Origin of the sequence: Microbacterium resistens (assembly GCF_021172025.1) — a bacterium.
GTDB lineage: Bacteria > Actinomycetota > Actinomycetes > Actinomycetales > Microbacteriaceae > Microbacterium > Microbacterium resistens.
Map to the genome: position 1 here is coordinate 1,254,675 of NZ_CP082781.1, position 19,868 is coordinate 1,274,542.

A 19,868-nucleotide genomic window follows, 5' to 3' on the forward strand; every position below is an offset into this window, starting at 1 on the left:
TGACTCGTCCCATGCGCGTCACCAAGCACGAACACGCCACCGTCCGGATCGACGACCACGGCGAGACCCTGATCCTCGACCCCGGGATGTTCACCCTCCCCCTGGCCGATCTCGATCACCTCGTCGCGGTCGTCATCACCCACGAGCACCCGGACCACGTCGATCCGGCGCAGCTCGAGCGGATCCTCCGCGACGCCCCGGGAACGCCGGTCTACGCCCCCGCCGCCGTCGCTCGGTCGATCGACCCGATTCCGGTCAACGAGGTCGAGCCCGGGGACACGGTCGCCGTCGGGTCGTTCACGCTCCGCTTCTTCGGCGGGACGCACGAGGTCATCCACTCCTCGATCCCGCTCGTCGAGAACGTCGGGGTGCTGGTGAACGACGAGTTCTACTACCCCGGCGACTCCTACGCCGTCCCGGAGGGGGTCGAGGTCGGGATCCTGGCCGCTCCGCTCGGCGCCCCCTGGCTGCGCGTGAGCGACGCGATCGACTTCGTGCTCGCCGTGAAGCCGCGGCGCGCCTTCGGCACCCACGACATGACGCTGTCCGTCATCGGCAAGAACATGCACCGTCAACGTCTGCAGTGGGCGACGGAGCAGGGCGGCGGCGAGTTCCTCGCCCTGGAGCCCGGCGACGCGCTCGATGACTGAGCCGCCGCGCTCCCCCTCCGTCGCTCCTCCCCCGTTCCTGCCCGCGCCGACCGCACGGCTCCGCTTCCGCCCGATGGGCCCCTCGGACCTCGACGACATCGCCCGGCTGCTCGGCGACCCGGAGGTCATGGCGTACTATCCCGCGCCGCGGACCCGTGCCGAGAGCGCGGCGTGGATCGCGAACCAGCAGCGCCGCTACGACGAGGACGGGCACGGGCTCTGGGTCGTGGAGACCCTCGACGGCGACTTCGTCGGCGACTGCGGCATCACCTGGCAGACCTACAACGGCATCCGGGTGCGCGAAGTGGGCTACCACGTGCGCCCGGAGCTCCAGGGCGTGGGGTACGCCACCGAGGCCGCGCAGGCGTGCGTGGACCTCGTCCGCCTGCACTTCGCGCCCACGCTGCTGACGGCCATCATCCATCCCGAGAACGCCGCGTCCCGTCGGGTCGCGGAGAAGCTCGGGATGACGCACATCGCCGACGACCACGCACACCCGTGGATCGTCCGGACCGTCATGGGGATGAGCGTCGACCGGAGCGTCGACACCCCCTCTGCCCGCCCGCACCCCCTCTGAAACACGGATTTCAGAGGGGGTCTCGGCGCGGCGAGGGGGTTTCGACGCCGGGGGCTCCGGTGGGGCTCGGGGCCGTTACTGGGCGGCGCGAACGCGGAGGTCGCGGGCCAGGTGGTCGCGCTGCTCGACCACGATCCGCCGCAGCGCCGCCGGAGCATCGGCGTTGGCCGCGAGCCAGGCGTCGACGGCCTCCGTCGACGCCGCCGCGGGAAACAGCCCGATCACCAGCCGCTGGGCGATCTCGATGCTCCGCTGCTCCCACGCGTCGCGGATCCGCGCGAAGTAGTCGGCGTCGTGCGCCTCGATCAGATCCCGGCGCGCGCCCGCCCGCACGCCGCGGATCGTGGCGTCGAGGTGGTCGTTGCTGAGACTCTGATCCGTCCACGCCGCCTTCCACGCCTCGGCACGCACGCCCGCCGTCGGGAAGGAACGGCGCGCGGCGAGCGCTGCGGTACGCCCGCTCGCTGTATCGTCGCGGCGCAGCTCGGCGGCGACCGCCGACTCGTCCGCGTGGCCGGTCGCCGCGAGCGCGACCACGAGCTCCCAGCGGAGATCCGGATCGAGGGGAAGCCCCGCCGGCGCCTTCCCGTCGAGGAGCGCGCGCACCTCTGCGTGACGGGCATCGTCGACGGCCGCGGCCGAGGCGAACGCCCGGGCCCAGGCCAGCTGCGCATCGCTGCTGGGGTCGGCGTCCCCGAGCGCCGCCCAGCACGTCTCCAGCCACTCACGCCGGGCACCCGCCCGGCCGGCCTCCGGTGTGTAATGACCGACCGCGAAGGCGACGTTGAGCAGCACGCCGTTTCGCAGCGCGCTGTCGCTCTCCCGGGGAGCATGGTCTCGCACGATACCCAGGTAACGCGCGACGGGCAGCTCGCCGTCACGGGTCGCGTTCCACAGCGCCGACCAGACCAGCGCCCGCGCCAGCGGGTCCTCCAGGGTCGACAGACCCTCCTCCACGGTGGCGAGGGAGCGCTCGTCGAGGCGGACCTTCGCGTAGGTCAGGTCCCCGTCGTTCAGGAGGGTCAGGTCGGCGGCCGGCAGATCCACCGGCGTCCGCTCCTGCGCGATGTCCGCGGGCACGCGCTCCCGCAGGGTCAGCGCGCCGTCGACCCGGTCGTAGAGACCGATCTGCAGCCGGTGCGGGCGGGGCGCCGACTGCACGACCTCCGCCGATCCCGACGACGAGCGCTCCAGCCACAGCGTCGTGACGCCGGTGGTCTCCAGCCACGCCTGCGACCACGTCCTGACATCCCGGCCGGAGGCGTCGGCGAGCTCGACGAGCAGGTCCTCCAGCGTCGTGTTGCCGAACGCGTGCCGGGCGAAGTACCGGCGGGCGCCCTCGAAGAAGGCCTCTTCGCCCACGAACGCGACGAGCTGCTTGAGCACCGCCGCGCCCTTGGCGTAGGTGATCCCGTCGAAGTTCAGCTTCGCCGCCTCCAGGTCGGGGATGTCCGCGACGACCGGATGCGTCGTCGGCAGCTGGTCCTGCGTGTAGGCCCAGGCCTTCCGACGGTTCGCGAAAGCGACCCAGGCGTCGGTGAACGCGGTCGCGGCCACCGACGCGTGGGAGCCCATGTAGTCCGCGAACGACTCCTTCAGCCAGAGATCGTCCCACCAGCGCATGGTGACGAGGTCGCCGAACCACATGTGCGCCATCTCGTGCAGGATCGTGTTCGCGCGCGCCTGATGCTGGGCGCGCGTCGCGGCGCCGCGGAACACGTACGCCTCTGTGAACGTCACGAGCCCCGGGTTCTCCATGGCCCCGAGGTTGTACTCCGGGACGAAGATCTGGTCGTACTTCCCCCACGGGTAGTCGTAGCCGAACGCCTCGGTGAAGAAGTCCAGGCCCTGGCGGGTGATCGTCACGATCTCGTCCGCGTCGAGGTGCTCCGCGAGCGAGGCACGGCACAGCACGCCCAGGGCGACGGACTGCCCGCCGTGATCCCAGGCCGCGTCGATGCGGTGGTAAGGACCGGCCGCGACCGCCGTGATGTAGCTGGAGATGGGCAGCGTCGGTGCGAACTCCACCGTCTGGACCCCGCGGGCGGCCGACGTGCCGACCGCGCTCTGGTTCGACAGCACCTGCCACCCCTCCGGGGCGCGGACCACGAAGGTGTAGGAGGCCTTCATGTCCGGCTGCTCGAAGCAGGCCATCACCCTCCGGGAGTCGGCCGGTTCGTACTGCGTGTAGAGGTAGGTGTGACCGTCGACCGGGTCCGAGAAGCGGTGGAGCCCCTCCCCGGACCTGCTGTAGGCGCCCGTCGCCTCGACGGTCACGACGTTGTGCGGCGCCAGACCCGACACCGTGATCCGCGCGCCGTCGTAGCGCACCTCCTGGTCGACGCCGTTCAGCGTCACCCGGCTCACTCCCTCGCCGATGAAGTCGATCCACGTCTCCGGCGCCGTCGCATCGAACTCGAGCGTCGTGTTCGTCGGGAATCCGGAACGGGACGGATCCGGGGCTCCGCTCAGGTCCAGCTCGACGCGGACGCGCTGGAGGCCGATGGCCGCGGATCGCGCGGCGGTCTCTTCCCGGGTGAGGTTCGCAGAGGTCATCCCTCCATCGTTCCACGAGGCGCGCGACCGTCCGGCCGCGCAGCCGCCGCCCTCACTGCGACGCCGGCACCGGGACCGCCTGCCGGCCTTCTCGTGCGCCGTCGCGTTCCGCGCCGGCCTCGCGGTCGCCGACGGGGGCACCCGCGCCGGTGCTGGCCGCCGTGGCCTGGCGCAGGGCCGAGTCCAGATCCGCGAGGAGGTCGTCGACGTCCTCGAGCCCGATCGACAGGCGCAGCACATCGGCACCCGGGCGAGCCTCGGGGGCGACCGGGCGGTGCGTGAGGGCGGCCGGATGCTGGATCAGCGAGTCCACGCCGCCCAGGGACACCGCGTGCGTGAAGAGACGGACCGCTCCGGTCACCGCAGAGGCGGCGGCGTAGCCGCCGTGGAGCCGGATCGCGATCATCGCCCCCGGCCCGCGCATCTGGGTCCCCACGAGACCACGGCGCTCGTCCCGCCCCGGGTAGCGGACCTCGGCGACCTCGGGGCGCTCGGCCAGCCAGTCGGCGACGCGCTGGGCGGAGGCCTGCTGCGTCCGCATGCGGATCGGCAGCGTGGCGAGCCCGCGATGGAGCAGATACGCGCCGAGCGGATGCAGCAGGGCGCCGGTGATCGCACGGACGCGGCGCAGGGCCTCGGCGGTCTCCTCGGAGCACGCGATCACGCCCGCGATGACGTCCCCGTGACCGCCGATGTACTTCGTGGCGCTGTGCAGCGACATCGCCGCCCCGAGCGCGACGGGGTTCTGCAGCATCGGGGTCGCGAAGGTGTTGTCCACGAGCACCGGTATCCCGTCCGCCTGGGCGACGACGCCCGCGATGTCCACGAGGTCCAGCGTCGGGTTGCCCGGGCTCTCCAGCACGATCAGCCCGGTGTCCGGACGCCGCGCGTGCGAGACCTCGTCCTCGGCGCAGAACGTGACCTCCGCGCCGAGCAGCCCGGAGTCCAGCAGGTGGTCCGTCCCTCCGTACAGCGGGCGGACGGCCACCACGTGGCTCTTGCCGCGAGCGGTGGTGTGCGCGAGGATCGCCGCGGTCATCGCGGCCATCCCCGAGCTGAACGCGACGGCGGCCTGCGCCCCCTCCAGCTCCGCCAGTGCCTCCTCGAACCGTGCGACCGTGGGATTCCACAGTCGCGCGTAGACGTTGCCGCCCTCCGGCAGCGGGTGCCCGCCGTTGGCCATCGACTCGTACGAGTCGCCGCCGTGCAGGATGTCGGGCAGCGGGTTCGTGGACGACAGGTCGATGGGGACCGCGTGCACGCCGAGGGCGGTCAGGTCGTCACGGCCGGCGTGCACGGCGCGGGTGTCGAAGTGCGAATCCGTCTTCCTCATCCCTCCACCCTGATTGCTGACGCACGTCAGGGCCAGATGCCTTGTCCACACCGCAAGAATTCGGAATGATCTTGGAGAACGACCAATACCGGTGACCGGAGGAGCTCGCGCCTTGCACGACGGACAACACCCCTCTTCCTCGGCTCGTGCCCCGCTGGACGACGTCGACCTGCGCCTGCTCGGCGCCTACGTCGAGCACCCCGACTCCACGGTGAAAGCGCTCGCCGCCGGTCTCGGCATGGCCGAGTCGACCTGCGCCTATCGGCTCCGCCTGCTCCGGGAACGCGGCGTGATCACGGGGACCGCCGTGCTCGTGGACATGACGAGACTCGGCCGCCCCGTCCAGGCGGTGATCCGGGTGCGGCTCGCCAACCACAGCAAGTCCGGGGTGGAGGACCTGTTCCGCGCGCTCCAACGCACGAGCGGCGTCCTCCAGGTGTTCCACATCGCCGGCGCGGACGACTTCCTCGTGCACGTGGCCGTCTCCGACGCCGCCGCGCTGCGGGACATCGTGCTCGAGCACATCACGGTCCACGACGTCGTGCGGGCCACCGAGACCCAGTTGGTCTTCGAGCGGCGCGAGGGCGTCGGCGTGCTGGGCTGACGCCCCGCCCGTCACCGGGTCCCGGTCTCCTCCGCTACGGTGCCGCGCGACGCGACCGCTCCGTTCGCCTCGGCGGGCAGCCGCCGTTCCAGCGCCAGCGCGAGGACGGCGATCGCCGCGCATCCGAGGATCATCACGGCCACGAAGCCGAGATCCCACCCGCGCCCGAGCAGCACGCCCGCCGCGACCGGCCCGGCGATCGCGCCGCCCTGGAACGCCGCCGAGTTGATCGCGTTGTAGCGCCCGCGGTTGCGGTCGGAGGCCAGGTCGTTGTAGACCGCGGGCACCGTGGGCTGGAGCATCGTCTCGCCGAACGCGAACACTCCCATGTACGCCAGCACGCCGATGGCGGCGACGAGCGATCCGGGAAGCAGTCCCGAGGCGCCCAGCAGCACCCAGGACACGGCCCAGGTGAGCGCCATGACCTGCATCACCCGGGTTCGCCGATGCCCGCGGATCAGCCGGAGGACCGCGAACTGCAGCAGGACGATCACCGCCGTGTTGACGGCGAACGACAGCCCGACCACCTGCGTCGACACCCCGGCGACCTGACGCGCGAACGCCGGGAACCCGGCCTCCATCTGCCCGTACCCGATGAAGACCGACAGGAACGTGAGGAGGGTCACCCAGAGCACCGCCGGACGGCGAAGGATCCGCCGGTACCCCTCCACCGGCGCCGCCCCCTCTCCCTCGGGGCCGTGCGCGGTCCGCACATGGCGGAGCGGGCCGAGCAGCAGCGCCATCGGGATGAGGCTCGTGGCGGCGTCGACGAGGAAGATCGCGGTGAAGGTCTCCGGGCGCTGCACGTCGACGAAGAACCCGCCGACGATCCCGCCGACGCCGATGCCCAGGTTCACCAGGGCGAAGTTCACGCCGAAGTACTGCTGGCGCACCTCGCCGTCGACGATCGACGCGATCAGCGCGTTGAATCCCGGCCAGGAGACCCCGAAGTTCACGCCGATGAGCACGAGCGCGAGCGCGGCGGCGACGGGATGCGTCGCGAAGGCGAGCAGCGCGCACCCGGCGATCATCGCCACGAGTCCGACGAGGAGCACGCGCCGCGCGCCGTACCGGTCGATGAGCGTGCCCCCGGGACCTGTCACGACGAGCCCGGTGACCGCGATGACGCTCATGAGCGCCCCCGACAGCCCGAGGTCGAACCCCCGCACCTCGTGCAGGTAGATGATCGTGAAGGGGAGGGTCAGGCCGCGCCCCAGGGTCTGGATCGCGACGGTGGACAGCAGCCACCGACCGGGGGTGGGCAGTGCCGCCCAGAATGCTCTCATTCCCGTCACCAGGACAGTCTGCCGGAGGCCTCGGACATCCGGCGCCGAGCATCCGGTCAGGTCGCGTCCAGGCGCGCGACGTAGCGTGGAGCGGGATGTCTCAGAGCGGTAGCAGCAGGACGACGCAGGGCAGGATCACCGGACTCGACGGCCTTCGAGGGGTCGCCGCACTGGTGGTCCTGCTGTACCACGCCTCGCTCGTCGCCCGTCCGTGGCTGGACCCCGCGGCCTGGACAGCGCTGACCGAGACCCCGCTCAAGCTGCTGCTGGCGGGGACCGAGTCCGTGCTCATCTTCTTCGTCCTGTCCGGGATCGTCGTGGCCCTTCCCGCCCTCCGCGGCGGCTTCGACTGGGCTCGCTACTACCCGGCGCGGCTGCTGCGCCTCTACGTCCCGGTCGCCGCCGCGCTCCTGTTCGCCGCGGCGCTCATCGTGCTCCTTCCCCGGGATCGCTCACAGATGCCCGAGGGCTCGTGGATGCGCGATGCGCAGGCCTCGTCCGTCTCCCCCGGCGCCCTGCTGTCCGAGGCGTCGCTGATGCGTCCCTCCTACGACATCGACAACGTGCTGTGGTCCCTGCGCTGGGAGGTCTTCTTCTCGCTGCTGCTGCCCGTGTTCGTGTGGGTGGCGCTGCGCTCGCGCCGGCATTCCGCGGCCGTGGCCGCGGGCGCTGCGCTGGTGATCGTGATCGGACGGCTGACGGGCAACGAGGTGCTCGTGTACCTGCCCGTCTTCCTCCTGGGCACGGTGATCGCCGTGCACCTGGACGATCTGCGGGCTCTCGCCGCGCGGCCCCGCGTGCGCCCCTTCCTCCCGGTCCTGTTCGCGGCGGCGTGTGCCTTGCTCATCGCGAGCTGGCTCGCGCGCCCGATCACGACGCGCGGCGGCTCCGCGGACCACATCCTGTGGGGTGTGTCCGCGGTCGGAGCCGCCCTGATCGTCGTCCTCGCCATCGTCTGGCCGCGCGCCGCACGGGTGCTCGACACGGCTCCGGCGCAGTGGCTCGGCCGGGTCTCGTTCAGCCTCTACCTGATCCACGCGCCGATCCTCGGAACGCTCGGCTACGCGCTCGGCCCCGACCGCTGGTGGCTCGCCTGCCTCCTCGGCATCCCGCTCAGCCTCCTCCTGGCTCCGGTGTTCCACCGGCTCGTCGAACGCCCGTCGCACCGCCTGTCGCGCACGGTGGGCGCCTGGTGCGGCGCCCGGGCCTCCGCGATCGGCGATCGTCTCGGCCGCGCACAGCCCGAGACCGGCTGAGCGCGGTCAGCCGGCGCGGAGAGCGCGCAGCCGGCGCCGCACGACGCCGAGGACGCGACGCGCGCGCACGAGGGCGCCCTTCTCCTTGGCGTCCGCGAGATGCTTGGCGTCCCGTGCCGCGCCCAGCTCCCGCGCCCAGGCGCGCGTGACCGCCTCGTCCGAGAACGCCAGGGCGCGGTCACGGGCCCTGCGCCGCATGGCGGCGACCTTGGCCTCCGGAAGCCGCTTCAGGCGCACGATCCTGTCCGCCATCGCATCGACGTCGCCGTCCTCGACGAGGAACCCGTTCACGCCGTCCTTGATGAGGTCTGCCGGGCCGTAGCGGATGTCGTACGCGATCGGAAGGCAGCCGGCCGCCATCGCCTCGGCGAGCACGAGCGGGAGCCCCTCCGAGGTGGAGGTCAGCAGGCTGAAGTCCGCCTCGGCGAATCGGGCCCGCGCGTCCGGGAGGAAGCCATGGAGGCGGATCCTCTCCTCGGCGCCGTCGGCGCGGACGCGGGCGCGGACCGCCTCCTCTCGCGGCCCCTCACCGTACACGTCGAGGCGGATGCCGTCCTGCTCACGACCGGCGCGCACCGCGGCCTCGACGGCCAGCTCGATGCGCTTGCGCCCCGTCAGGGAGGCGACGACGACGCCCTGACCCCGCGCGTGTCGCGTGTGCGCGGTCGCGTCCAGCGGCACGCCGTTCGGGATCACCCTGACCCGAGCGCCGCCCGCGAGCCCGTCGGCGACGAGGTCCGCCCGCTGGCGCGCGGTCAGCACGACGACGAGATCGAAGTCCGCCGCCCGACGCAGCGCGTACTCGCGGGAGGCGCGGAGGGTACCGGCGGCGTCGCCACGCCGGTGACCTCCGTGGACGATGTGCACCGTGACGACGTGGTCGCGCCGATAGGTCGCCACGAACCGCGCCGCGGTCTTCGAGTCCACGAGCAGGTAGCTGGGCATCCGCGTGATCATCCGGTCCAGCCACCAGCGGTACAGCTTCCAGGTCGATCCCCACCGCCGGAGCGGCTCGCCGTCCTCGCCGTGCACGATGACGACCCGTCGGCCGTCCACGGAGCGGTCGGTCGCGAGAAGGGTCCCGTCCCTCCGGAACCGATCGGCGGCGACGAAACGGCCGTCCGCGTCCTTGCGCTCTCGGAGCAGGACGACGTCGCCGTCGCGGACGACCCGGTCGCCGTCGACCGGCTCCAGCGGGGCCGCGGGGCTGATCGGGTCGCGCTGGGCCGACGGCGGCTTCACACGCAGCTCGTCCCACAGGTTGCGCAGACGCATCCCGTCGATGAGCTCGCCGGCGGCGCGCAGCCGTTCCTCCACCGCGGCGTAGTCCGGCCGGTCGTCGAGGGTGAGCACGTCCACCGAGACGCCGCCCAGCGCCACGAAGGCGCGGGTGCGGTGCAGCATCGCGCTGGTCATCCCGCCGTAGTTGTCGGGGATGCCCCAGGTGAGCGCGTAGTGCCTCCCTCGGGGGAATCGGGACACCGCGGATCGCATGAGCTCGAGCCTAGGCGCCGACCCGATGCACCCGCTGGGAGCCGCTCGAGCCCCGGGCGCGATCAGGAGCGCCGGCGCCGCAGCCGGGGCCCGCGCGGCCGGAGGACCCCGTCGTGCAGCTCCAGGACGCGATCCGCCCTGGCGAGCATCGCCGGGTCGTGCGTCGCGACGACCGCCGCGGTCCCGCGGTCGTGCACGAGCGCAGCGATGAGGTCCATGATCTGGGCTCCCGTCTCGCTGTCCAGCTGCGCGGTCGGCTCGTCCGCGAGCAGGATCCCTGGATCCATCACCAGGGCGCGCGCGATGCCGACTCGCTGCTGCTGCCCCCCGGAGAGCTCGCCCGGGCGTTGACGGGCGTGCTCGGCGAGGCCGACGGCGGCGAGCGCCTCCGCGACGCGACGCTCCCGTTCGGCGGCGTCGACACGGCGGATCCGCAGCGGGACCTCGACGTTCTCCGCGGCGGACAGGATCGGCAGGAGTCCCGCCGTCTGGAAGATCGACGCGATCCGGGAGCCGAGCAGTGCCGGCAGGTCGGCGGCGGCATCGGCGAGATCGACGCCGTCCACGAGAACCCGGCCCGTCGTCGGCGTGTCGAGGCCGCCGAGCATGGTCAGCAGCGTCGTCTTGCCGGATCCGGAGCGGCCGGTCACGACGACGAGCTCGCCCTCGCCGACCTCGAGATCCGCGTCGCGGACCGCGACGATGTCGCCCGCGGGCGCGGGATACACCCGGGACAGTCTCTCGGCTCGCAGCACCGCGGTCATCGCGTCTCCTCCGCCTCGGTCCGGCCGCCGGGACGCTCCCCCGGCTCCACCCGGACGTGATCGGGCTCCAGTCCCAGCCGCACCCGCTCGCGCAGGGACAGCGCCGCGACGAACTCCGCCGGCAGCTGCATGCGTCCCGCCCGGTCGAGCACGGCGTACTCCTCGGCCACGCGCACCGCCCGCCCCTCGTGATCCGTCCGCGTGCTGCGCAGCGTCTCCGTCGAGGTGCGCCCGTCGCGGATCCGGACCGTTCGGTCGACGTGCTCGGAGACGCTCGCGTCGTGTGTGACGATCAGGGTGGTCACGCCCCGCTCGCGGTTGACCGTCTCCATCGCCGCCAGCACCTCGGCGCTCGTGTGCTCGTCGAGCTCTCCCGTGGGCTCGTCGGCGAGGAGCACCCGCGGGCGGTTCGCCAGGGCCACCGCGATCGCCGCGCGCTGCCGCTGGCCTCCGGACAGCTGCGCCGGCCGCGCATCGGCGACGTCGGCCACCTCCAGCAGCTCCAGGAGCTCGTCCGCGGCGGCCGTCCGCTCGTCCCGCGGGACGACCCGCGCCACGGCGTGCGCCATGGCGATGTTCTCGCGTGCGGTGAGGTACGGCAGCAGGTTCCGTTCGGACTGCTGCCAGACGAAGCCCACGCTGCGGCGGCGGTACTCCCGCCGCTCCGGTCCCCGCATCGTCACGAGGTCGTGCCCCGCGACCCGCGCGGAACCCGCCGTCGGCGTGTCGAGTCCCGCGAGGATCCCCAGCAGCGTCGACTTCCCGGAACCGGAGGCCCCGACGAGCGCCACCATCTCGCCGGCGTTCATCCGCAGGTCCAGTCCCTGCAGCGCCTGCACCTCCACTCCCTGAGCGGTGAAGATCCGCACCAGGCCCTCGCAGAAGACGTCCGCGTCGCTCATGCCCTCATCCTTCCTCGTCCCCGGAACGGATCGCCTCGGCGGAGCCGACGCGACCGGCGATCCTCGTCGCCACGGCGATCGCGACGGCCGCGACGAGGACGAAGCCGCCGATCACCGCCGCCGGCAGCGCGCCCCCGACATCCAGCGGCGGCTGCGTCACCCCGCCGACGAAACCGCGCAGGTCGATCGCGCCGATGACGAGCCACGACATCCCGGCGCCGGCGACGAGCCCGAACGGCAGGGCCACGGCCAGCGCCGGCACCACCTCCCACGCCACCACGGCGAGATCGTCCCGGCGCCGATGGCCGAGCGTCCGCAGCAGCGCGAGCAGGCGCCCCCTCCCCGCCGCCCCCAGCACGAGCGTCACGGCGACCGTGATGCCGAGCAGCAGAGCCACCAGGACACAGGCCGCGGCGAGCGCCGCCACCACGAGGCGATAGGCCGGATCCTCCGACAGCTCCTCGACGATCTGCCCCGGGGCCGTGGTCTCGATGTCGGGCCCGAGGATGTCGCGGACGGCCGCATCGACGGCGGCGGCGTCCGTCCCCGGCGCCAGCGACGCGAACAGCCGCGAGATCGCCGGGCGCCGCACGTCGAGATCCGCAGCGTTCGCGCGGTCCACGATGATCCAGCGCGTGGCGGAGCCGAACGGCACGAGATCGGGAGCCGCCCCGACCACCCGCGTCGGCGTTCCGCCCACCTCGAGCACGTCGCCGACCTCCTGTCCGACGAGGTCCAGGAGAGCACGGGACGCCACGACCGGAACGGCGCCGTCCGCGGGCTCCGACAGCGCGGGCGGCAGCGGGAGGGCGGCGGCGCGCCCGTCCTGCACCGCCGCGAGCTCCTGCCGGTCGACGACGTAGAGCCGGATCCGCACCGTCCGCGCTCCCGCGTCGAGCTCGCCGGCGAGGTCCGCGTAGAGCGGGGCCACCCGTTCCACCCCGGGGATGCCGGCGATGCGCTCGACCTCGCCGGGCGGGACGTAGCCGGCGGAGATGCGCAGGTCCGCCCCGGTCGCCGTCTGGGCGGTGCGAGCGATGCCCGCGCTCACGGTCCCGGCGAACACGACGGAGAAGACGGCCACTCCGATCCCCACGACCACCGCCAGCACCGGCGCCGTGCGCACGGAGGGGTCCCGGCGGGCGCGCGCGGGTCCGAGCAGGGCGATCAGCCCCGGCATGCGTGCGCCCCGGCGCTCGATCACGCCCAGCAGCGGAGGCAGGACCCGGAGGGCGAGGACGCTGCCGCTCGCGCCGAGCAGCACGGGCAGGACGATCAGCAGCGGATCCACGGCCCCGGCGACGGTCCGACGGGTCAGCAGGAGCGCGACGAGCGCCGCGGTCGCGAGCAGGACGACGCCCTCGACGGCGAGGCGCGCCCACGGTCGTCCCCCGACCGGCGCCCCGAGGTCCCGCCGCGCGTGCGTCCGCGCCTCCGCGAGCGCGCTCGCCGGCAGGACGACCGCGGGAACCAGGGCGAGGATCAGCGGGACGAACAGCGAGAGGGCCCCGTCCCACCCCGGCAGGACGAGGGCCGCCCCCGCCCCGAGGACAGCGCCGACGAGACCGAGGGCCAGTCCCTCTCCCCCGAGCAGCGCGACGAGCTGTGCGGTGGAGGCGCCCCGGGCCTGCATCAGTCGCACGGTGCGCACCCGGCGCAGGGCCAGCATGCGTCCGCACAGCGCGAGCGCCACGACGGCCACGGCGACGGGGCCGATCGCCGCCACCGTCACCACCGCCGTCATGGCCTCGCCGCGGGCGACCGCGCGGTCGATGGCCTCGGGCGCGCCCGAGGAGTAGAGCAGCCCGGTGTCATGGAAATCGCCGGTCTCCGGACGCAGTCGCACGGCGTTCGAGGCGAGCAGGCGGAGCTGCTGCGCCACCGTCGGCGCGTCCTCGGCATCGAGCCGGTCCACATCGAACAGCATCCAGGCGGCAGTCGCGGCGTTCTTCGCCTGGGGGACGAACGCCGTGACCTCGTCGCGGTCCGTGAAGGCGAGGGCGTTGAGGATGACGTCCCCGTCGGGAGTGATCTCCACCCTCGGCTCGAGCGCCCCGGCCAGGAACGCCCAGTCGCCGTGGCCGTCCGCCCGCGGCGCGAACAGCCCCGTGAGCAGGAGCCGCGCCCCCGTGACCGTCCGCGCCGTGCCGACGGGCCACGCGAGCTGCCGCGCCACCTCCTCGGACACCGCGACCTCCACCGCGTCGGTGGCGCCGCTCTCCGGCGCCCGGCCCTGGGTGATCCGGGTGCGATCGGCGAACAGCGGGTCCGCCACCAGCGCGACCGTGTTCTTCGGGATCGGTCCCTCCGCGAACGACGGGAGCGGGTCCAGCTGGGACACGATGCGGGGAGTGCCGAGAAGGCCGCGCAGCGGTTGCGGCAGTGCCTCCCGCCCGGCCTCCGCGTCGCGGATGGCGCCGCCCCAGACGCCGGCGCCAGGCGTCGGTCGGGCGTCGAGATGAGGCAGCCCCGCGATGCCCGCCGAGGCCGATCGCAGCGTCGGCGGCAGGTCCCGGATCTCCCGCTGGATCGTGGCCGTGCGCGCGTCGTGCAGGGCCACGGGCGCGGCGGCGCCGAGGAACGAGAGCACGGCGACCACCACGATGATGAACGCGCTGAGCGCGGGTGTCGTCGAGACCGTCCGACGCACGACCCGCAGCGTCCCCGGGCCGCTCACGAGAGCACCCCCAGGAACGGCAGCACGACCGCGCCCACCGCCACGCCCGCGAGCACGCCCCCGAGCACCGAGAAGAGGACGACCGACGCCGTCTCCACCGCGCGCGCCGCCCGTGCCGCCGCATCGGTCATCCCCAGGGCGCGCAGGATCCGACGGTCACCGTCCCGCCGGCGTCCGGACTGGGCGATGGCCGCTCCGGCGCCGAGCACCGCGATCACCGCAGCCACCGCGGCGCCCGCCGTGAGCAGGAGGACCGTTCCGTGCACGAGCGGGGCGACGCTGGCCGTCGAGGGCGTGAGGATGCGCGCCGACGTCGCGAGCACGGATCGGAGCTCATCCGCGACCGTCTCGGGGTCACGGGTGCGGAGCCACAGCTCGTCCGGACGGAACTCCGTCCCTGCGTCGCCGGCGATCGCCGCCCGGTCGGCGGCGACGCCCGGTGCGGTGCCGATCCCGGGGATCTCCGTGGCGACGGCGACGACGCGGATCTCGAACCGCTGCGACGCACGGCGCAGCAGACCGGAGAAGGTGTCCCCCGGAACGGCGCCGAGTCGCGCCGCCAGCGCCGACGTGATGACGGCGGGCACGGCATCCCCGTCCGCGGGACCGCGGGCGGCGGGCAGAGGGAGGAAGTCCGGATCCGCCGCCACGAAGTCGGCGTCGCCCCCGCCCAGGGCCATGGTCTGGTGACGCACCTCCGTCACCGCGGTCACGCCCGGCAGCGTCGCGACCGCTCCGGCGTCCGGGCGATCCTGGTCCGCGCCCACGAATCCGGTCCCGCCGAGCACCACCCGCACGTCCGCACCGAGCGCGGCGGACAGCGTCCGTCGCTCCGCCTCGGCCGAATGGGCGGGCGCCGAGGCGGCGAGCGCCGCGGCTCCGGCGCCGAGGGACAGGCACAGCGCCGCCGCCGTGATCGAGCCGGCCCGCCGGGCGACCTGGCGCAGGGGAAGAACCGGGACGAGCCCTCGGCCGCGACGAGCGACGCGCTCGGCGAGCGCAGCGAGCGGCCCCGCGGTCAGCGGCACCAGGAGGCCGGCGGCGAGCAGGAGCAGCGCCGGTGCGGCCGATGCCAGCGGGTCGGCGCCGCCGCCCTCCGCACGGAAGGAGCCCGCGGCGAAGAGCTGCCAGAGCGCCAGCGCCGCCGCTGCGGCGGTGAGCGCCCAGGGAGTGACGAGAAGCAGCGTGCTGCTCTTTCCGGCGTCGTCGCGGCGGTCTCCGCGTCGGGCCGCCGCGAGAGCCGTGACCGCGGCCACCACGGCCGCCCCGGCGACGATCGCGAGCGCAGCGATCGTCCCGGACCATCCGGACGCCCCTGCCAGCGCGAGCACGAGCAGGCCGGCGGCCGCGCCCGCACCGGTCGCGATCGCCGTCTCCGCCGCAGCATGGCCGGCGATCCCGGAGGCCGAGGCCCCCCGCGAGCGGAGCAGGAACAGGTCCTCGGACCGGGCGTGCGCCAGCGCGACCAGGACGACGCCCGTCGCGATCATGCCGAGGACCCCGATGAGCAGCAGCGGGACGATCAGCAGACCGCGCGCGCCCGCGATCGCCGTGCTCGCGCGATCCACGGTCTCCGCCAGCCCGCCCTCGATCCGGGTGCTCCGCTGGTTCTGCGGGTCCACCTCCTGAGGAAGCGCGGCGAGGCGGGCGATTCCCCGGCGCAGGCCCTCGAGATCCTGCTCCCCCACGTCGACGGGGCGGATCGTCCACGTCACCGTCGGCGACGACTCGAGCCCGTCCATCCGCTCGCCGGTGAGCACGAGGGGTCCGGCCGCCGTGCCGGAGCGGCCCGAGCCGACGGCGGGGTTGCCGTTCCACTCGGCCGCCGCCGCATCCCGAGCGGTCCAGACGCCCACCACGGTCACCGTCCCGTCCACGGGCCCGAGCTCGACGGCGTCCCCGACGCCGATCCCGCGGTCCTGGGCTGCGCGCTCCAGGATCGCCGCCTCGTCGGACGACCGCGGCCAGTCCCCCTCGACGAGGTCGCCCAGCGTGGAGATGTCGTCGTCGGCGAGGACCTGGAGTGCGTCTGCGTTGCCCGACGAGAGCACGCTCACGGCCTGTCGGCGGACCGCGACGGGAGTGGGGAACGACTGCGCGATCGCCTCGCGGATGTCGGCGTCCTGCGCCGCGGGATCGGGTGCTCGCGCGGCGATCACCTCCATGACCGCGGCGCGCGGTTCGGCGGACGAGACCACCCGGCGGACGCCGTCGTCGATCGTGCGGGCCGCCAGGGCGTCGACTCCTCCGATGCCGAGCACGACGAGCAGTCCGATCGCCACGAGGACGACGAGCCGGCCCGCCTGCGCCCTGCCCCGCCGAATCGTGAACGTCATCATCCCTCACCCGGCGGTGCACCGCGCCGCGCCTCTTCCTCCGGGCACGCTTTCGGTGCCGGCGCCGTGCCCGACGCCCGCGTCGCGCACGCACTGCCCACCATCCTGAACCGTGCGCACCCCGGGACGCAACGGCGGAGCGGAAACCGCTGTCCCGAACTCACGCCGTTGATCGGCCTGGCGATCGGCGTCGTGTGGATCCAGCCGTCCGGATGACTCTCCGCCCCGGTCCCGCGCGGATTGCATGCGCGACCCGCCGTGGCAACCCCCTCCCGGCACGGTGGCGCCCGCGACATGCTGACACCTCGCGGACGGACCGGTTCGCCGACGACGAGAGGAACTCCCATGGTCCAGCAGACGCTCGACACCCCCACCGATCTCTTCCACTTCCAGCTGCGCACCGCCGTCACGATGGAGGACGACTCCCTCGCGGCGCTCGGCGAACTGGCCGACGCGGCGACCAGCGCCGAGGTGAAGAAGCTGTTCCGTCACCACGCCGATGAGACGAAACAGCAGCAGGAGAATCTGACGAAGGTGTTCGCCGAGCTCGAATGGAAGCCGACCACGGCGCCCTCGCCGAGCACGAAGGGGATCTCCCGCCAGGCCGAGTCCCTCCTCGAGCGCAGCGGCGGATCCCTGCGGGACCACGCCGCGGTCGCGTGCGCGCTGGGCAACGAGCACTACGAGATCTCCGCGTACGAGGGCCTCATCCTGCCCGCCGAGGCGATGGGCTGGACCACGGTGGCGAAGCTGCTGCGGGAGAACCTGGAGCAGGAGACTCACACGAGCGAGGAACTCCGCTCGATGCTGCAGAAGATCGTCGGCTGACCGGCGGTCAGGACAGCAGTTCGCGGATCGCCGTCTCCGGGCTCACCGAGAGATCGAGCAGCCGCCCCTGGGCGTATCGACGGAAGACCCGGGGATCGATGTAGCTGGATCGGGCCACGGCGGGCGTGTTGCCCAGCGCGTCCGCCGTGACCTGGACGGCGACTCGCTCCGCGCGACGCCGCGCCGGCTCGCTGCCGGCAGGCCCCGTCTCCGCCAGCGACCGCGCGGCGAGGATCGTGGCGCGCAGGGTCCGGAAGTCCTTCGCGGTGAACCGGCCGCCGGTGACGGTGCGGATGTACGCGTTGACCTCGGCCTCTGTGAGCCGCACGCGGCGCCGACCCCGCCGTCGGGCCAGGAGCGGAGTCCGCGCCGGCCCGTTCGCGAGGTCCCGCAGCACCTCGGCGAGGTCCGGATCGGTGATCTCGACCGAGGCGCGCTTTCCGCTCTTGGCGGGGAACGACAGCGAGATGTCCGCGCCGTCGACGCGGACGTCCCGGCGTCGCAGGGTCGTCAGCCCCCGACTCCCGTACCGGACCCGGTATCGCTCCGATCCGATGCGCAACGCCGCGTCGTCCAGCATCCGCACGGCCGCCGCCCGGACGCGCTCCCCCTCGTCGCCCCCGCGCAGCGCCCGGGTGATCCTGGCGCGTGCGGCGGGCAGTGCTTCGGCCAGCGCCAGCGCCCGGACGAACTTCCGGCGGTCGCGGCGTTCGCGCCATCGCGGGTGGTAGAGGTATTGGCGCCGTCCCGCGTCGTCGGTGCCGACCGCCTGGATGTGCGCGCGGGGGTCGACCGCGATCCAGACGTCGGTCCAGGCCGGGGGCACGGCAAGGGCGCGGATCCGCCGCTTCTCCCGAGGGGTCGCGTCCGTGCCGTCGTCGCGCAGGAACCGGAACCCCCGGCCGGCCCGCACTCGGCGGAATCCGGCAGCCTCCCCCGGGACGACGCGTCGCAGTCTCTCCACGGCCGCCGCTCAGTCCTCGCGCCCGGTCTTCTCGTCGATCGCGGTCAGCAGCTCCTTGAGGGCCTTGCGGATCTCCTCGTGGTCGTACTGCCCGGCGCGGCTCTCGCCCGAGATCACCGCGCACCGGTGCAGCGTGCGGAAGTCGCCGTACGGGAACAGGTGACGCCCCTTCGTCCCCTCGGTCTCGTCCGTGTCCTCGCCGAGGAACCAGAGCGCGTACTGCGCCATGCCCTCGCGGTCGATGAACTCGTTGCCGTCCTCGGCGGACGGCGCGTGCTCGCTCCAGTCGTCGCGGGTGTCGTCCGTCACCTCGCCACGGCGAAGCAGCCCCCGTGCGTGCGCCAGGGCCTTCTCGTTCAGCGTGACGGTCATCTCTGCTCCTCTCGTCCCGGCGCGGACCTCGCGCCGGCCTCGGTCGTGTCCCCTGCTCCCCCGTCCCGTCCGACCCTGCCGCCGCCCGCATCCGGGCAGAAGGGTCTGGCGGCGACGACGGCCGCGTGCTAGTCGCCGCTCGTGCCGGCGGCCGCCCGCCTCGACGGTCCTGCACGCCGCGTGGAACCCCTGCATATCGGCGGGCAGATGTCCAGTCCCTTCCGCCCCTGCCCGTCCCCCTACACACTGCTCCCAGGGTCGCGACGCGCGATGCCTCCCGGACCACCTCCGCGGAGCCCATCACCGCGCAACGGCGCCCGGGACGGAGGTGAACAGCCATGGATGACGAACTCGTCGTCACCCTCGCCCTCAGCGGCTCGCTGTCCTACTTCGTCCTGACCACCGCGCTCAACGACTACGCCGACCAGCTCGAACGCCGGGCGACGACCGAACCGGAGCACGCCGCCTTCCTCGGCGCGGAGGCCGCGGAAGCCCGATCGCTCGCCGCGCTCATCGACGAGCAGATCCTGGTGTGAGCCCCTCCCGCGGGTGTCTCGCCACGGCGCGATCGCGTCCGCGGCTGCGCCGGTGCCGCCCCCGGGTATAGCGTCGCGAGCAGTCGGATCCGCCACGGACGGGAGCAGCCCATGGGAATCGTCTACAGCGACATCGCCGTCTCCGCCGACGGCTACGCCACCGGGAGGAACCAGACCGAACAGGCCCCGTTCGGCGACGTCGACGACCGGTGGCTGCACGCCTGGATGTTCGACGCGTACGAGGAGAACAAGGCCGAGGTCGACGCCATCGTCGACTCCGGCGCCACCGTCATGGGCCGGAACATGTTCGGCCCCCTGCGCGGCGAGTGGGACCGGGACTGGCGCGGGTGGTGGGGGCCGAACCCGCCGTACCACAACCCCGTGTTCGTCCTCACACACCACCCTCACGATCCGATCGAGATGGAGGGCGGGACCACGTTCCACTTCGTCACCGACGGCATCGAGGCCGCGCTGGCCCGCGCCAGGGAGGCCGCCGGCGACCGGAACGTGTCGGTGGCGGGCGGGCCGCGCACGGTCAACCAGTTCCTCGCCGCCGGCCTCCTCGACGAGCTGCGGCTGCACGTCACGGCATGCGTCATCGGGGCGGGCGAACGCGTGTTCGACGGGGTGCCCGCGCAGCGGCTGGAATGCGTCGGCGTGCGGGCGACCTCGCTGGTGACGCACATGACGTACCGCCCGCTGCGCGCTGCGCAGACGGGCGATCCGTCCTGAC

17 protein-coding genes are annotated in these 19,868 nt (G+C 73.5%); 7 read left to right on the forward strand and 10 right to left on the reverse strand.

Features of this window, described 5'->3' with window-relative positions; translation table 11 throughout:
- The first annotated feature begins 11 nt into the window (after positions 1-11).
- Positions 12-650: an MBL fold metallo-hydrolase gene (locus K8F61_RS06150; protein ID WP_219087000.1), complete on the forward strand. Its 639-nt coding sequence runs from the start codon at positions 12-14 to the stop codon at positions 648-650.
- On the forward strand, positions 643-1,227 hold the full coding sequence (locus K8F61_RS06155) for a GNAT family N-acetyltransferase (RefSeq protein ID WP_231821041.1): 585 nt from the start codon (positions 643-645) through the stop codon (positions 1,225-1,227). Before K8F61_RS06150 ends, K8F61_RS06155 begins: the two co-directional genes overlap by 8 nt.
- Positions 1,228-1,302: 75 nt before the next feature.
- Here K8F61_RS06155 and pepN read toward each other — a convergent pair whose 3' ends face one another.
- Together pepN and K8F61_RS06165 are read right to left on the reverse strand one after the other, a co-directional pair.
- Positions 1,303-3,783, reverse strand: a complete 2,481-nt coding sequence (pepN, locus tag K8F61_RS06160) for an aminopeptidase N (RefSeq protein ID WP_231821042.1) — start codon at positions 3,781-3,783, stop codon at positions 1,303-1,305.
- Positions 3,784-3,835: 52 nt separating this feature from the next.
- Positions 3,836-5,116: a trans-sulfuration enzyme family protein gene (locus K8F61_RS06165; RefSeq protein WP_231821043.1), complete on the reverse strand. Its 1,281-nt coding sequence runs from the start codon at positions 5,114-5,116 to the stop codon at positions 3,836-3,838.
- Between the two features lie 112 nt (positions 5,117-5,228).
- Between K8F61_RS06165 and K8F61_RS06170 the strand changes: the two genes are divergently transcribed.
- Complete coding sequence (locus K8F61_RS06170) at positions 5,229-5,720, forward strand: Lrp/AsnC family transcriptional regulator (RefSeq protein WP_219087004.1); 492 nt, start codon at positions 5,229-5,231, stop codon at positions 5,718-5,720.
- Positions 5,721-5,731: 11 nt separating this feature from the next.
- On the opposite strand, the gene K8F61_RS06175 is transcribed toward K8F61_RS06170, so the two are convergent.
- Entirely contained in the window at positions 5,732-7,006 is a 1,275-nt protein-coding gene (locus tag K8F61_RS06175) for an MFS transporter (RefSeq protein ID WP_231821519.1), read from the reverse strand.
- 95 nt (positions 7,007-7,101) lie between these two features.
- Between K8F61_RS06175 and K8F61_RS06180 the strand changes: the two genes are divergently transcribed.
- Positions 7,102-8,262, forward strand: a complete 1,161-nt coding sequence (locus K8F61_RS06180; protein WP_231821044.1) for an acyltransferase family protein — start codon at positions 7,102-7,104, stop codon at positions 8,260-8,262.
- 6 nt (positions 8,263-8,268) lie between these two features.
- On the opposite strand, the gene K8F61_RS06185 is transcribed toward K8F61_RS06180, so the two are convergent.
- The 5 genes from K8F61_RS06185 to K8F61_RS06205 form a co-directional block, all read right to left on the reverse strand.
- Positions 8,269-9,756 carry a glycosyltransferase gene (locus K8F61_RS06185; protein ID WP_231821045.1) on the reverse strand — a complete coding sequence of 496 codons (1,488 nt, stop codon included), beginning with the start codon at positions 9,754-9,756 and terminating at the stop codon, positions 8,269-8,271.
- Between the two features lie 62 nt (positions 9,757-9,818).
- Positions 9,819-10,520: an ABC transporter ATP-binding protein gene (locus tag K8F61_RS06190; protein WP_231821046.1), complete on the reverse strand. Its 702-nt coding sequence runs from the start codon at positions 10,518-10,520 to the stop codon at positions 9,819-9,821.
- The gene (locus tag K8F61_RS06195; RefSeq protein WP_067244400.1) at positions 10,517-11,422 is read right to left on the reverse strand and encodes an ABC transporter ATP-binding protein; all 906 of its coding nucleotides are present in this window, start codon (positions 11,420-11,422) and stop codon (positions 10,517-10,519) included. The genes K8F61_RS06190 and K8F61_RS06195 overlap by 4 nt, the downstream gene beginning before the upstream one ends.
- Before the next feature lie 4 nt (positions 11,423-11,426).
- Positions 11,427-14,099, reverse strand: coding sequence for an FtsX-like permease family protein (locus K8F61_RS06200; RefSeq protein WP_231821047.1), 2,673 nt, complete (start codon positions 14,097-14,099; stop codon positions 11,427-11,429).
- Positions 14,096-16,438: a hypothetical protein gene (locus K8F61_RS06205; protein WP_231821048.1), complete on the reverse strand. Its 2,343-nt coding sequence runs from the start codon at positions 16,436-16,438 to the stop codon at positions 14,096-14,098. Before K8F61_RS06205 ends, K8F61_RS06200 begins: the two co-directional genes overlap by 4 nt.
- Before the next feature lie 342 nt (positions 16,439-16,780).
- Here K8F61_RS06205 and K8F61_RS06210 point away from each other — a divergent pair, with 342 nt between their 5' ends.
- Positions 16,781-17,263, forward strand: a complete 483-nt coding sequence (locus K8F61_RS06210; protein ID WP_231821049.1) for a YciE/YciF ferroxidase family protein — start codon at positions 16,781-16,783, stop codon at positions 17,261-17,263.
- Positions 17,264-17,270: 7 nt separating this feature from the next.
- On the opposite strand, the gene K8F61_RS06215 is transcribed toward K8F61_RS06210, so the two are convergent.
- Both K8F61_RS06215 and K8F61_RS06220 read right to left on the reverse strand, forming a co-directional pair.
- Positions 17,271-18,227, reverse strand: a complete 957-nt coding sequence (locus tag K8F61_RS06215; RefSeq protein ID WP_231821050.1) for a DNA topoisomerase IB — start codon at positions 18,225-18,227, stop codon at positions 17,271-17,273.
- A gap of 9 nt (positions 18,228-18,236) precedes the next feature.
- Entirely contained in the window at positions 18,237-18,599 is a 363-nt protein-coding gene (locus tag K8F61_RS06220) for a hypothetical protein (RefSeq protein ID WP_219087098.1), read from the reverse strand.
- A 338-nt stretch (positions 18,600-18,937) separates the two neighbouring features.
- On the opposite strand from K8F61_RS06220, the gene K8F61_RS06225 reads away from it, so the two are divergent.
- Positions 18,938-19,135 (forward strand): hypothetical protein, encoded by a 198-nt coding sequence (locus K8F61_RS06225; RefSeq protein ID WP_219087097.1) that lies wholly within the window; start codon positions 18,938-18,940, stop codon positions 19,133-19,135.
- A gap of 111 nt (positions 19,136-19,246) precedes the next feature.
- A complete protein-coding gene (locus tag K8F61_RS06230) occupies positions 19,247-19,867 on the forward strand; it encodes a dihydrofolate reductase family protein (RefSeq protein WP_231821051.1) in 621 nt (206 codons plus the stop codon).
- Position 19,868 lies beyond the last annotated feature (1 nt).

Coding starts and splice junctions, on each gene's coding strand:
- K8F61_RS06220 (WP_219087098.1), bottom strand. CDS start 18,599: ATGACCGTCACGCTGAACGAGAAGGCCCTGGCGCACGCACGGGGGCTG.
- K8F61_RS06150 (WP_219087000.1), top strand. CDS start 12: ATGCGCGTCACCAAGCACGAACACGCCACCGTCCGGATCGACGACCAC.
- pepN (WP_231821042.1), bottom strand. CDS start 3,783: ATGACCTCTGCGAACCTCACCCGGGAAGAGACCGCCGCGCGATCCGCG.
- K8F61_RS06155 (WP_231821041.1), top strand. CDS start 643: ATGACTGAGCCGCCGCGCTCCCCCTCCGTCGCTCCTCCCCCGTTCCTG.
- K8F61_RS06230 (WP_231821051.1), top strand. CDS start 19,247: ATGGGAATCGTCTACAGCGACATCGCCGTCTCCGCCGACGGCTACGCC.
- K8F61_RS06165 (WP_231821043.1), bottom strand. CDS start 5,116: ATGAGGAAGACGGATTCGCACTTCGACACCCGCGCCGTGCACGCCGGC.
- K8F61_RS06180 (WP_231821044.1), top strand. CDS start 7,102: ATGTCTCAGAGCGGTAGCAGCAGGACGACGCAGGGCAGGATCACCGGA.
- K8F61_RS06205 (WP_231821048.1), bottom strand. CDS start 16,438: ATGATGACGTTCACGATTCGGCGGGGCAGGGCGCAGGCGGGCCGGCTC.
- K8F61_RS06195 (WP_067244400.1), bottom strand. CDS start 11,422: ATGAGCGACGCGGACGTCTTCTGCGAGGGCCTGGTGCGGATCTTCACC.
- K8F61_RS06210 (WP_231821049.1), top strand. CDS start 16,781: ATGGTCCAGCAGACGCTCGACACCCCCACCGATCTCTTCCACTTCCAG.
- K8F61_RS06225 (WP_219087097.1), top strand. CDS start 18,938: ATGGATGACGAACTCGTCGTCACCCTCGCCCTCAGCGGCTCGCTGTCC.
- K8F61_RS06185 (WP_231821045.1), bottom strand. CDS start 9,756: ATGCGATCCGCGGTGTCCCGATTCCCCCGAGGGAGGCACTACGCGCTC.
- K8F61_RS06175 (WP_231821519.1), bottom strand. CDS start 7,006: ATGAGAGCATTCTGGGCGGCACTGCCCACCCCCGGTCGGTGGCTGCTG.
- K8F61_RS06190 (WP_231821046.1), bottom strand. CDS start 10,520: ATGACCGCGGTGCTGCGAGCCGAGAGACTGTCCCGGGTGTATCCCGCG.